The sequence below is a fragment of the Caldimonas thermodepolymerans genome, assembly GCF_015476235.1.
Taxonomy (GTDB): Bacteria; Pseudomonadota; Gammaproteobacteria; order Burkholderiales; family Burkholderiaceae_C; genus Caldimonas; species Caldimonas thermodepolymerans.
Genome location: NZ_CP064338.1, coordinates 2,339,493 through 2,351,930, shown reverse-complemented (window position 1 = coordinate 2,351,930; position 12,438 = coordinate 2,339,493). Strand labels below are relative to the sequence as shown.

The following is a 12,438-nucleotide window of genomic DNA, read 5'->3' as shown; positions in this document are numbered from 1 at the left end:
CTCACGAGCTGCTGCACCGCATCATGGATTTGACAGCGCGCAAGCACCTCTCCTACATTACTGACCAGTCAGTCATTATTTTCCGAGGAAGCCTCCCATGCCCCGTCTGTCCTGGACCTGGGCCGCGCCGGTCGCGCTCGCGCTGGCCGTGTCGGCCTGCTCGCGGCCGGAGCCGGCGCCCGAGCCGGTGCGTGCCGTCCGCACGATGACGATCGCAGACGCTGCCGCCACCGCCTCGCTCGAGTACGCCGCCGAGGTGCGTGCGCGCACCGAGTCGCGCCTGGGGTTCCGGGTGCCGGGGAAGATGGTGCGGCGCACCGTCGAGCTGGGCGACACGGTGCGCAAGGGGCAGCTGCTGGCCGAACTCGACCCGCAGGACCTGCGGCTGAGCCAGGAGGCGGCACAGGCGGCGCTGTCGGCGGCGCGCGCGAGCCTGGAGCAGGCCGAGGCCGACTTCAAGCGATTCAAGGAGCTGCGCGCGCAGAACTTCATCAGCCCGGCCGAGCTGGAGCGGCACGAGACCGCGTTCAAGTCGGCACAGGCCCAGTACCAGCAGGCGTTGGCGCAGGCGAAGGCCCAGGGCAACCAGGCCGCCTATGCGGCGCTGACGGCCGATGCCGCCGGTGTGATCACCGCGGTCGAGGCCGAGCCGGGGATGGTCGTGGCCGCCGGCACGCCGGTGGTCCGGCTGGCGCATGACGGGCCTCGCGACGTGGTGTTCTCGGTGCCCGAGGACAAGATCGAGCTGTTCCGCACGCTGGCGCGCGAGGGCACCGAGTTGCAGGTGCGGCTGTGGAGCGCGCCGGACGAGCTGTTGCCGGCCAGGGTCCGCGAGCTGGCCGCGGCGGCCGACCCGGTGACCCGCACCTACCTGGTCAAGGCCGACATCGGCCGCCCGGACGTCAAGCTGGGTCAGACCGCCACCGTGCAGGTGCGCCTGCCCCGGGTCGAAGGCGTGGCCCGGCTGCCGCTGTCGGCGCTGGTCGAGCACCAGGGCGGCAGCGCGGTGTGGCTGGTCGACACCGGCACGATGACCGTGCAGCTGCAGCCGGTGCGCGTTGCCGGCGCCGAGGGCAACCAGGTGCTGGTGCAGGAGGGGCTCCAGCCCGGCCAGGTGGTGGTGACCGCCGGCGTGCACACGCTCACGCCGGGCCAGAAGGTGCGCCTGTACCGCGACCCCGCGACGGCTTCGTCGTCGGATGCGGCCGCCAACTGACCGCGGGGAGGCAGCGTGAGCGATACCACCGCCAAGGACGTCCCCACCTCGCGTTTCAACATCTCGCGCTGGGCCCTGGAGCACCCGGCGCTGACGCGCTACCTGATGGTGGTGCTGATGCTGCTGGGCGCGGCGGCCTACACCCAGCTGGGGCAGGACGAGGACCCGCCGTTCACGTTCCGCGCGATGGTCGTGCGCGTGTTCTGGCCCGGGGCCACCGCGCAGCAGATGGCCGAGCAGGTCACCGACAAGGTCGAGAAGACGCTGCAGGAGGTGCCGTACGCCGACCGCATCCGCAGCTATTCCAAGCCCGGCGAGACGCTGATCATCTTCGAGCTCAAGGATTCCTCCCCGCCGGGCGAGGTCGCCAACGTCTGGTACCAGGTACGCAAGAAGGTCGGCGACATGCGTGCCACCCTGCCGCAGGGCGTGCTGGGGCCGTTCTTCAACGACGAGTTCGGCGACGTCTACGGCACGATCTACGCGCTGTCGGCCGACGGCTTCAGCTACGAGGAGCTGCGCCAGCACGCCGACCGGGTGCGCCAGCGCCTGCTCAAGGTGCCGGACGTGGCCAAGGTCGAGTTCTTCGGCGTGCAGGACGAGAAGCTCTACGTCGAGGTTTCGCAGCGCCGCCTGGCGCAGATGGGCATCGACTTCAACCAGGTGATCGCCCAGCTCGGCGCGCAGAACGCGGTCGAGGGCGCCGGCGTGCTGCTGGCCGACGGCGACAGCCTGCAGGTGCGCATCGGCGGGCAGTTCGACTCCGAGGCCGACCTGCGCGCGCTGCCGATCCGTGCGGTCAACCCGAACACCGGCGTGGCGAGCACGATCCGCCTGGGCGACATCGCTCAGATCCGGCGCGACTACGTCGACCCGCCCGAGGTCAAGGTGCGCCACCAGGGCCGGGAGGTCATCGCGCTGGGCATCTCGATGGCCAAGGGCGGCGACATCATCGCGCTGGGCGAGCGCCTGCGCGCTGCGGTCGCCGAGATCCAGCAGGAACTGCCGGTCGGCATCGAGATGAGCCAGGTGCAGGACCAGCCGGCGGCGGTGGCCAGCTCGGTGGGCGAGTTCGTGCGCGTGCTGGCCGAGGCGGTGATCGTCGTGCTGGCGGTCAGCTTCGTCAGCCTGGGCCTGCACACCCGGCCGCTGCGCATCGACATCTGGCCCGGGCTGGTGGTGGCGATCGCCATCCCGCTGGTGCTGGCAATCACCTTCATCGTCATGTACTACTGGGGTGTCGGCCTGCACAAGGTGTCGCTGGGCGCGCTGATCATCGCGCTGGGCCTGCTGGTCGACGACGCGATCATCGCGGTCGAGATGATGGTGCGCAAGCTCGAGGAGGGCTACGACAAGATGCGCGCCGCCACCTTCGCCTACGACGTGACCTCGATGCCGATGCTCACCGGCACGCTGATCACCGCCACCGGTTTCCTGCCGATCGGCATGGCCAAGTCCATGGTGGGCGAGTACACCTTCGCGATCTTCGCGGTGACCACCGCGGCGCTGCTGATCTCGTGGGTCGTCTCGGTCTACTTCGTGCCCCACATCGGCGTGCTGCTGCTCAGGACCAAGCCCAAGGTGCAGGGCGAGGCGCACGAGCTGTTCGACACCCCGTTCTACAACCGCTTCCGCGCGGCGGTGAACTGGTGCGTGCAGCACCGCTGGACCACCATCGCGCTGACCGTCGCGGGCGTGGCGCTGGGCGTCGCCGGCATGGGCAAGGTGCAGCAGCAGTTCTTTCCCGATTCGAGCCGGCCGGAGATCCTGGTCGACCTGTGGATGCCCGAGGGCACCAACTTCCGCGCCAGCGAGGACGTCGCCACCCGCTTCGAGGCGCGGATGATGAAGGAGCCGGGCGTGGCCAACGTCACGACCTGGATCGGCAGCGGGGTGCCGCGCTTCTACCTGCCGCTGGACCAGATCTTCCCGCAGTCCAACGTCAGCCAGGCGATCGTGCTGCCGGAGGACCTGGAGCAGCGCGAGGTGCTGCTGCGCCGCCTGCCGGAGATCCTGGCCGAGGAATTCCCCGAGGTGCGCGCGCGCGTCAAGCTGCTGCCCAACGGGCCGCCGGTGCCGTACCCCGTGCAGTTCCGCGTGCTGGGCCCGGACGTGACCGAGCTGCGCAAGTGGGCCGACGAGGCCAAGGCGCTGCTGCGCGCCCACCCGGCCATGCGCCAGGTCAACGACAACTGGAACGAGTCGGTCAAGGTCCTGCGCCTGGAGATCGACCAGGACAAGGCCCGCGCGCTGGGCGTGACCAGCCAGGGCATCGCCCAGACCTCGCGCACCCTGCTGTCGGGCATGACCATCGGCCAGTACCGCGAGGCCGACCGCCTGATCGACATCGTGCTGCGCCAGCCGCAGGACGAGCGCGACGCGATCACCGACCTGGCCAGCGCCTACGTGCCGACCGCCAGCGGCCGCGCCATCCCGCTGACGCAGATCGCGCGCATCACCCACGCCTGGGAGCCGGGCGTGCTGTGGCGCGACAACCGCGACTTCGCGGTCACCGTGCAGGGCGACGTGGTCGAAGGCGTGCAGGGGCCGACGGTCAGCATGGCGCTGTGGCCGAAGATGCAGGAGCTGCAGGCGCGCATGCCGGCCGGCTACCGCATCGAGATGGCCGGCACGGTGGAGGAGAGCAGCAAGGGCCAGGCATCGATCTTCGCCAACGTGCCGCTGATGCTGTTCCTGACCTTCACGCTGCTGATGCTGCAGCTGCAGAGCTTCTCGCGCTCGGTGCTGGTGTTCCTGACCGGGCCCATGGGCATCGTCGGGGTGGCCGCGGCGCTGCTGCTGCTCGGCCGGCCGTTCGGCTTCGTCGCAATGCTGGGCGTCATCGCCCTGATGGGCATGATCATGCGCAACTCGGTGATCCTGGTCGACCAGATCGAGCAGGACCGCCGGCGTGGCGTGCCGACCTGGAACGCCATCGTCGAGTCCGCGGTGCGGCGCTTCCGCCCCATCGTGCTGACCGCGGCGGCGGCGGTGCTGGCGATGATCCCGCTGTCGCGCAGCGTGTTCTGGGGGCCGATGGCGGTGGCCATCATGGGCGGCTTGATCGCCGCGACGGCGCTGACGCTGCTGGCCCTGCCGGCCATGTACGCCGCCTGGTTCCGGGTCCGGCGGCCCGAGGACGAGAAAATCGCGCCGGCTGCCGGCTAAAATAGCAGGTTCGCCGAATTGCCCAGGAGGGGAGCCCAGGCTTCCCTCTTTTGATTTGCGCGGGTGGCGAAATTGGTAGACGCACCAGGTTTAGGTCCTGACGCCAGCGATGGTGTGGGGGTTCGAGTCCCCCCCCGCGCACCACATTCAAACGAGAGAGCTCACCATGGCCGTGACTGTTGAAACCCTCGACAAACTGGAACGCAAGATCACGCTGACGCTGTCGGCGGACGCCATCAAGAATGAGGTGGAGTCCCGCCTGAAGCGGCTTGCCCGCACGGTCAAGGCCGACGGCTTCCGCCCGGGCAAGGTGCCCCTGAGCATCGTCGCCCAGCGCTATGGCTACTCGGTGCAGTACGAGGTCGTGAACGACAAGGTTGGCGAGGCGTTCGCCCAGGCGGCCGCGGAAGCCCAGCTGCGCGTGGCCGGTGCGCCGCGCATCACCGAGAAGGAGGGCGCGCCCGAGGGGCAGCTGGCCTTTGACGCCACGTTCGAGGTCTATCCGGACGTCAAGATCGGCGACCTGTCGACCGCCGAGGTCGAGCGCGTCAGCTCGGAAGTGACCGACGCCGCGATCGACAAGACCCTGGAGATCCTGCGCAAGCAGCGCCGCACCTTCGCCCAGCGCCCGGCCGCCGAGGCCGCGGCCGACGGCGACCGCGTCACGATCGACTTCGAAGGCAAGATCGACGGCGAAGCCTTCGCCGGTGGCAAGGCCGAAAACTTCCAGTTCATCCTCGGCGAAGGCCGCATGCTGGAGGAGTTCGAGAAGGCCGTGCGCGGCATGAAGGCCGGCGAGTCCAAGACCTTCCCGCTGAAGTTCCCGGACGACTACCACGGCAAGGACGTGGCCGGCAAGGAAGCCGACTTCCTGGTCACGCTGAAGAAGGTCGAGCAGCAGCATCTGCCCGAGGTCGACGAAGCCTTCGCCAAGTCGCTGGGCATCGCCGAAGGCACCGTGGAGGCGCTGCGCGCCGACATCAAGAAGAACCTCGAGCGCGAGGTGAAGTTCCGCGTGCTGGCGCGCAACAAGAACGCGGTCATGGAAGCGCTGCTGAAGATCGCCGAGCTGGACCTGCCCAAGGCGCTGGTGCAGAACGAGGTCGACCGCATGGTCGCCGGCGCCCGTGCCGACCTGAAGGCGCGCGGCGTCAAGGACGCCGAGAAGGCCCCGATCCCCGAGGACCTGTTCCGCCCGCAGGCCGAGAAGCGCGTGCGCCTGGGCCTGGTGGTGGCCGAGCTGGTCAAGGCCAACGAGCTGCAGGCCAAGCCCGAGCAGATCAAGGCCCACATCGAGGAGCTGGCCCAGAGCTACGAGAAGCCGCAGGAAGTCGTGCGCTGGTACCTGAGCGACGCCCAGCGCCTAGCCGAGGTCGAGGCGGTGGTGCTGGAAAACAACGTCACCGAGTTCGTGCTGTCCAAGGCCAAGGTGACCGACAAGGTGCTGCCGTTCGACGAGCTGATGGGCGCCTGAGGCGCGCGTCAGCCCCAAGCGAAGGCGCCGGTAGCCCCGGCGCCTTCGTTTTTATCGGGCTATGCTTGTCAATCCATAATCCATCCCCAGATTCGTGCAGATCGACCGGAAGGAATCCATGAGCGCACTGGACACTCAGAACCTGGGCATGGTGCCCATCGTCATCGAACAATCGGGCCGCGGCGAGCGTGCCTACGACATCTACAGCCGGCTGCTGCGCGAGCGCGTGGTGTTCCTGGTGGGTCCGGTCAACGACCAGACCGCCAACCTGGTCGTGGCGCAGCTGCTGTTCCTGGAAAGCGAGAACCCGGACAAGGACATCTCGCTGTACATCAACTCGCCGGGCGGCTCGGTGAGCGCGGGCATGTCGATCTTCGACACCATGCAGTTCATCAAGCCGGACGTCTCGACGCTGTGCCTGGGCATGGCCGCGAGCATGGGCGCCTTCCTGCTGGCTGCCGGCGCCAAGGGCAAGCGCTATGCGCTGCCGAACTCGCGCATCATGATCCACCAGCCGCTGGGCGGCGCCCAGGGCCAGGCCACCGACATCGAGATCCAGGCCCGGGAGATCCTGAAGCTGCGCGAGAACCTGAACCGCATCCTGTCCGAGCGCACCGGCCAGCCGCTGGAGAAGATCCAGAACGACACCGAGCGCGACTTTTTCATGTCGCCTGACGAAGCCCGCACCTACGGCCTGATCGACCAGGTGCTGGAGAAGCGCGCCTGACCCTGCCGGACGGCGGGTCATTCCTGGCGCCAGGCCGCAGATACCGTGCGGTATTTGGTGGGCGAAAACAGGACGCGCAGCGGGGCCTTTTTCCTGATCCGGGCCCCGTTTTCATTTGACTTATCATCCTCCTCAGAACCCCAGCTTTCCTGCACGCCATGCCCGAGAAAAAAGGCTCTTCCAGCGAGAAAGTCCTGTACTGCTCCTTCTGCGGCAAGAGCCAGCACGAGGTGAAGAAGCTCATTGCCGGCCCGTCGGTGTTCATCTGCGACGAGTGCATCGACCTGTGCAATGACATCATCCGTGACGAGGCGCCCGCCGAGGGGGGCGACACCAAGTCCGGCCGCGGCGACCTGCCCGTGCCGTCCGAGATCAAGGCCATCCTCGACCAGTACGTGATCGGGCAGGATGCGGCCAAGCGCATCCTCTCGGTGGCGGTCTACAACCACTACAAGCGCCTCAAGCACATGTCCGGCGGCTCGCGCAAGGACGACGTCGAGCTGGCCAAGAGCAACATCCTGCTGATCGGCCCGACCGGCTCCGGCAAGACGCTGCTGGCGCAGACGCTGGCGCGCCTGCTGAACGTGCCGTTCGTGATCGCCGACGCGACCACGCTGACCGAAGCCGGCTACGTCGGCGAGGACGTCGAGAACATCATCCAGAAACTGCTGCAGAACTGCAATTACGACGTCGAGAAGGCGCAGCGCGGCATCGTCTACATCGACGAGATCGACAAGATCAGCCGCAAGGCCGACAACCCGTCGATCACCCGTGACGTCTCCGGCGAAGGCGTGCAGCAGGCGCTGCTCAAGCTCATCGAGGGCACGATGGCCTCGGTGCCGCCGCAGGGCGGGCGCAAGCACCCGAACCAGGACTTCCTGCAGATCGACACGACCAACATCCTGTTCATCTGCGGCGGCGCGTTCGACGGGCTGGAGAAGGTGATCCAGAACCGCTCCGAGAAGTCCGGCATCGGCTTCGGCGCGACCGTCAAGAGCAAGAGCGAGCGCAAGGTCAGCGAGATCTTCCGCGAGGTCGAGCCGGAGGACCTGATCAAGTTCGGCCTGATCCCCGAGCTGGTCGGGCGCCTGCCGGTCGTCGCGACCCTGGGCGAGCTGACCGAGGACGCGCTGGTGCGCATCCTGACCGAACCGAAGAACGCCCTGGTGAAGCAGTACCAGAAGCTGTTCTCGATGGACGGGGTCGAGCTGGAAATCCGCCCGTCGGCGCTGGCGTCGATCGCGCGCAAGGCCCTGCAGCGCAAGACCGGCGCGCGCGGCCTGCGCTCCATTCTGGAGCAGGCGCTGATCGACACGATGTTCGAGCTGCCGACGCTGGACGGCGTTCAGAAAGTGGTGGTGGACGAACACACCATCGAGGAAAACACCAAACCCCTGCTCGTGTATCGCGAGCAGGCCAAGGCGAGCGCGTGAGGCGCAGCGGACACCGCTGCAGGCCGAATCGACTGGTCTTGTCTTGTAAAGAATCGCTCAAGCCTCACATGGGGCTTGAGAAAGAGAGGTAGCGATGTCTGGACATCCCGTTTTGCCCCCCGATCCCATCGAACTGCCGCTGCTGCCGCTGCGCGACGTGGTGGTGTTCCCGCACATGGTGATCCCGCTGTTCGTGGGGCGTCCCAAGTCCATCAAGGCCCTGGAGTCGGCCATGGAGGCCGGGCGCCAGATCATGCTGGTCGCCCAGAAGGCCGCCGGCAAGGACGAACCCAAGGCCGACGACATGTTCCCGGTGGGATGCATTTCCAGCATCCTGCAGATGCTCAAGCTGCCCGACGGCACCGTGAAGGTGCTGGTCGAGGGGCTGCAGCGGGCCAACACCGTACGCATCGAGGACAACGGCGAGCACTTCGTCGCCGAGGTCCGCCCGGTGCCGCCCGGCCTGGAAACCTCGCCCGAGATCGAGGCGCTGCGCCGTGCCGTCACGCAGCAGTTCGACCAGTACGTCAAGCTGAACAAGAAGATCCCGCCGGAGATCCTCACCTCCATCGCGGGCATCGACGATGCCGGCCGGCTGGCCGACACCATCGCCGCGCACCTGCCGCTCAAGCTGGAGCACAAGCAGGCCATCCTCGACCTGTTCCCGGTCGCCGAGCGCCTGGAGCGCCTGCTCGAGCAGCTCGAGCACGAGGTCGACATCCTGCAGGTGGAAAAGCGCATCCGCGGCCGCGTCAAGCGCCAGATGGAAAAGAGCCAGCGCGAGTACTACCTGAACGAGCAGGTCAAGGCCATCCAGAAGGAACTCGGCGAGGGCGAGGAGGGCGCCGACCTCGAGGAACTCGAGAAGCGCATCAAGGCCGCCCGCATGCCCAAGGAAGCGCGCAAGAAGGCCGAGAGCGAGCTCAAGAAGCTCAAGCTGATGTCGCCCATGTCCGCCGAGGCGACGGTGGTGCGCAACTACATCGACACCCTGGTCAACCTGCCCTGGAGCAAGAAGACCAAGATCAAGCACGACCTGGGCTTCGCCGAGCAGGTGCTCAACGAGGACCACTACGGCCTGGAGAAGGTCAAGGAACGCATCCTCGAGTACCTCGCGGTGCAGCAGCGCGTCGAGAAGGTCAAGGCGCCGATCCTGTGCCTGGTCGGCCCGCCGGGCGTGGGCAAGACCTCGCTGGGGCAGTCGATCGCACGCGCCACCGGCCGCAAGTTCGTGCGCATGGCCCTGGGCGGCGTGCGCGACGAGGCCGAGATCCGTGGCCACCGCCGCACCTACATCGGCTCCATGCCGGGCAAGGTGCTGCAGAGCCTGGCCAAGGTCGGCACGCGCAATCCGCTGTTCCTGCTGGACGAGATCGACAAGCTGGGCATGGATTTCCGCGGCGACCCCTCGTCGGCGCTGCTGGAAGTGCTCGACCCCGAGCAGAACCACACCTTCAGCGACCACTACGTCGAGGTGGACTTCGACCTGTCCGACGTGATGTTTGTCGCCACGTCGAACTCGCTGAACATTCCGCCGGCGCTGCTGGACCGCATGGAAGTGATCCGTCTGTCGGGCTACACCGAGGACGAGAAGCTCAACATCGCCCAGCGCTACCTGCTGCCCAAGCAGATGAAGAACAACGGCGTGAAGGAGGACGAGCTCGAGGTGCGCGAGGACGCGATCCTCGGGATCATCCGCTACTACACCCGTGAGGCCGGCGTGCGTTCGCTGGAGCGCGAGATCTCCAAGATCTGCCGCAAGGTGGTCAAGGGCCTGACCCTCAAGAAATACGAGGGCAAGGTCGTGGTCACCGAAGAGAACCTCAACGAGTTCCTTGGCGTGCGCCGCTACCAGTACGGCCGTGCCGAGAAGGAGAACCAGGTCGGCCAGGTGGTCGGTCTGGCATGGACCGAGGTGGGCGGCGACCTGCTGACCATCGAGGCGGCGGTGATGCCCGGCAAGGGCAACATCATCCGCACCGGCCAGCTGGGCGACGTGATGAAGGAGTCGGTCGAGGCGGCCCGTTCCGTGGTGCGCAGCCGTGCCCGTCGCCTGGGCATCAAGGACGAGATGTTCGAGAAGCGCGACATCCACATCCACGTGCCCGACGGCGCGACGCCCAAGGATGGTCCGAGCGCGGGCATCGCGATGACCACGGCCTTCGTCTCGGCGCTGACCGGCATCCCGGTGCGTGCCGACGTGGCGATGACCGGCGAGATCACGCTGCGTGGCGAGGTCACGGCCATCGGCGGCCTGAAGGAGAAGCTGCTCGCGGCGCACCGTGGCGGCATCAAGACGGTGCTGATCCCCGAGGAGAACGTCAAGGACCTGCAGGAGATCCCCGAGAACGTGAAGAGCCAGCTCGAGATCGTTCCGGTCAAGTGGATCGACAAGGTGCTCGAGATCGCCCTCGAGTCCACGCCGACGCCGCTGCCCGACGAGGAGCCGGCGAAGGTCGAGGCTGCCACCAAGGACGGCGCGGCCGAGGTCGCGGGCGAGGTGCTCAAGCACTGATCGGAAATTTTCGGCAACCCTCTTGCACGACGCAGGAAAACTGTCGTAGAATACGAGCTTCAGCGCAACGCTGATGGTCTTCGAAAGAAGGCGTCGGCCGAGGGTTGAAGCCCATGCGGGAATAGCTCAGTTGGTAGAGCGCAACCTTGCCAAGGTTGAGGTCGCGAGTTCGAGACTCGTTTCCCGCTCCAGATGCTGAAGGGAAGCTTCTTCAAACAAGCAGCTTCCCTTTTTCATTGGTACCATCTCGGTCCGTTGTCGCCGCGAGGCAACGGCCCTCCCCAAGGCGGGGTAGCAAAGTGGTTATGCAGCGGCCTGCAAAGCCGTTTACGCCGGTTCGATTCCGGCCTCCGCCTCCAACCCTTGCGGGAGCCAAGAGACACGCACGCGGGAGTAGCTCAGTTGGTAGAGCGCAACCTTGCCAAGGTTGAGGTCGCGAGTTCGAGACTCGTCTCCCGCTCCAGATCCTGAAGGGAAGCTGCCCGGCCGGCAGCTTCCCTTTTTCGTTGGTACCATCACGTTCCGGTTGCCCGCGGCGGGCGACCATCCTCTTCCCCTGGGCGGGGTAGCAAAGTGGTTATGCAGCGGCCTGCAAAGCCGTCCACGCCGGTTCGATTCCGGCCTCCGCCTCCATCTCTCTTTCGTGTTCTCTCTGCTGGCCCGCAGGCATCGTGTGCCAGGCGGGCATCCGCTGCGCGAGCAGCGTCGCGAAGCACTTTGTAGCGGCGCCCCGGGGCACGCTTCGATATCCTTGCGCGCGATTCGTGCGCCTGGTTGCCTATGGATGCGAAGCTGCTCGAGCCGATCTGCGAAGACCGCCCGTGTGGTGAAGACCTGTCGTTTTCGTCCGAGTTCGACACGATCCGCGAGTTGCGACGTGAGGACGACCCGACGCTGGAGCAGGGGGCCTGGGTCACCCCGCTGAAGGTCGCCGACTGGAAAGCAGCCGAAGCCATGTGTGCGGACCTGCTGCGGACCCGCACCAAGGACCTGCGACTGGCCGCCTGGTGGTGCGACGCTGCGGCGCGCAACCGGGGCTTTGCCGGGCTGGCCGAAGGCCTGGAGCTGTGCACCCGGCTGTGCGAGCGCTACTGGGCCGGATTGCATCCGCTCGCCGAGGACGGCGATGTCGAGCAGCGCATCGGCAACCTCGGCTGGCTGCTGCAGCGCTTGCGCGTGCTGGTGCAGCTGCTGCCGGTCACCCGGTCGCCCGACGGGAGCCTCACGCTCGCCGACCTGGCGGCGGCGCGGGCCCTGCAGGCGCAGATCGACAGGAACCCCGAGGATGCCGAACGGCTGGCAGAGAACCGGGTCACGCTCGAGCGGTTCATGAAGTCGCTGCGCGACACGGCCCCGGCGCATCTGCAGCAGACGCTGGACGCGGCCCGGCGTTGCGAAGCCGCCCTGCAGGACCTGCAACGCACGCTCGATGGGCTGTTGGGCGATGAAGGGCCCGGTTTTTCGGCGGCACGAGATGCCCTTGCTGCCGCGGTCCACGAGATCGAGCGCCTCGCGCGCGAAACGGGCATGCTTGCGGCCGGCCCGGCAAGCGAGGGGCCGACGTCGCCGGCGCCCGACGGCCCGCCGGCTTCCGTCGCCGTGGCCGCAGCTGCGGCACATCCCGTCGACGAAGGTCCGATCCGCACGCGTACGCAGGCCCTGGCGAGGCTGCGCGAGGTGGCCGAGTTCTTCCGCCGTACCGAGCCCCACAGCCCGGTGGCCTATCTGGCGGCCAAGGCCGCAAGCTGGGGCGAGATGCCGCTGCATGTGTGGCTACGCTCGGTGCTCAAGGATCCCGGTGCGCTGGCGCACCTGGAGGAACTGCTCGGCGTGGAGGCGGCAGGACCCGAATCGGCTGGCTGACCGGCGGGGGCGCGTGGCGCGCGGCCGGGCAGGCGCATCACG

General features: G+C 67.4%; 7 protein-coding genes and 5 tRNA genes. All 12 read left to right on the top strand.

Going from position 1 to position 12,438, the window contains the following annotated elements; genetic code table 11:
• Window positions 1-97: 97 nt before the first annotated feature.
• Window positions 98-1,216, top strand: a complete 1,119-nt coding sequence (locus tag IS481_RS11005; RefSeq protein WP_104356960.1) for an efflux RND transporter periplasmic adaptor subunit — start codon at window positions 98-100, stop codon at window positions 1,214-1,216.
• Between the two features lie 15 nt (window positions 1,217-1,231).
• Window positions 1,232-4,384 carry an efflux RND transporter permease subunit gene (locus IS481_RS11000; protein WP_259371683.1) on the top strand — a complete coding sequence of 1,051 codons (3,153 nt, stop codon included), beginning with the start codon at window positions 1,232-1,234 and terminating at the stop codon, window positions 4,382-4,384.
• Window positions 4,385-4,441: 57 nt separating this feature from the next.
• Window positions 4,442-4,528 (top strand) — tRNA-Leu (locus IS481_RS10995).
• A 22-nt stretch (window positions 4,529-4,550) separates the two neighbouring features.
• Window positions 4,551-5,858, top strand: coding sequence for a trigger factor (gene tig, locus IS481_RS10990; protein ID WP_104356959.1), 1,308 nt, complete (start codon window positions 4,551-4,553; stop codon window positions 5,856-5,858).
• Between the two features lie 118 nt (window positions 5,859-5,976).
• The gene (gene clpP, locus IS481_RS10985) at window positions 5,977-6,585 is read left to right on the top strand and encodes an ATP-dependent Clp endopeptidase proteolytic subunit ClpP (protein ID WP_104356958.1); all 609 of its coding nucleotides are present in this window, start codon (window positions 5,977-5,979) and stop codon (window positions 6,583-6,585) included.
• A gap of 158 nt (window positions 6,586-6,743) precedes the next feature.
• Entirely contained in the window at window positions 6,744-8,018 is a 1,275-nt protein-coding gene (gene clpX, locus IS481_RS10980) for an ATP-dependent Clp protease ATP-binding subunit ClpX (RefSeq protein WP_104356957.1), read from the top strand.
• A 94-nt stretch (window positions 8,019-8,112) separates the two neighbouring features.
• Window positions 8,113-10,533 carry an endopeptidase La gene (lon, locus tag IS481_RS10975; protein WP_104356956.1) on the top strand — a complete coding sequence of 807 codons (2,421 nt, stop codon included), beginning with the start codon at window positions 8,113-8,115 and terminating at the stop codon, window positions 10,531-10,533.
• Window positions 10,534-10,648: 115 nt separating this feature from the next.
• Window positions 10,649-10,724 (top strand) — tRNA-Gly (locus IS481_RS10970).
• A 94-nt stretch (window positions 10,725-10,818) separates the two neighbouring features.
• A tRNA-Cys gene (locus IS481_RS10965) sits at window positions 10,819-10,892 on the top strand.
• Window positions 10,893-10,920: 28 nt separating this feature from the next.
• A tRNA-Gly gene (locus IS481_RS10960) sits at window positions 10,921-10,996 on the top strand.
• Between the two features lie 96 nt (window positions 10,997-11,092).
• Window positions 11,093-11,166 (top strand) — tRNA-Cys (locus IS481_RS10955).
• A 147-nt stretch (window positions 11,167-11,313) separates the two neighbouring features.
• A complete protein-coding gene (tssA, locus tag IS481_RS10950; RefSeq protein WP_104356955.1) occupies window positions 11,314-12,396 on the top strand; it encodes a type VI secretion system protein TssA in 1,083 nt (360 codons plus the stop codon).
• Window positions 12,397-12,438 lie beyond the last annotated feature (42 nt).

What these genes read in the sequence shown, in the direction of transcription:
- IS481_RS11005 (WP_104356960.1), top strand. Translation starts at nt 98, where the DNA reads ATGCCCCGTCTGTCCTGGACCTGGGCCGCGCCGGTCGCGCTCGCGCTG.
- tig (WP_104356959.1), top strand. Translation starts at nt 4,551, where the DNA reads ATGGCCGTGACTGTTGAAACCCTCGACAAACTGGAACGCAAGATCACG.
- clpP (WP_104356958.1), top strand. Translation starts at nt 5,977, where the DNA reads ATGAGCGCACTGGACACTCAGAACCTGGGCATGGTGCCCATCGTCATC.
- clpX (WP_104356957.1), top strand. Translation starts at nt 6,744, where the DNA reads ATGCCCGAGAAAAAAGGCTCTTCCAGCGAGAAAGTCCTGTACTGCTCC.
- lon (WP_104356956.1), top strand. Translation starts at nt 8,113, where the DNA reads ATGTCTGGACATCCCGTTTTGCCCCCCGATCCCATCGAACTGCCGCTG.
- tssA (WP_104356955.1), top strand. Translation starts at nt 11,314, where the DNA reads ATGGATGCGAAGCTGCTCGAGCCGATCTGCGAAGACCGCCCGTGTGGT.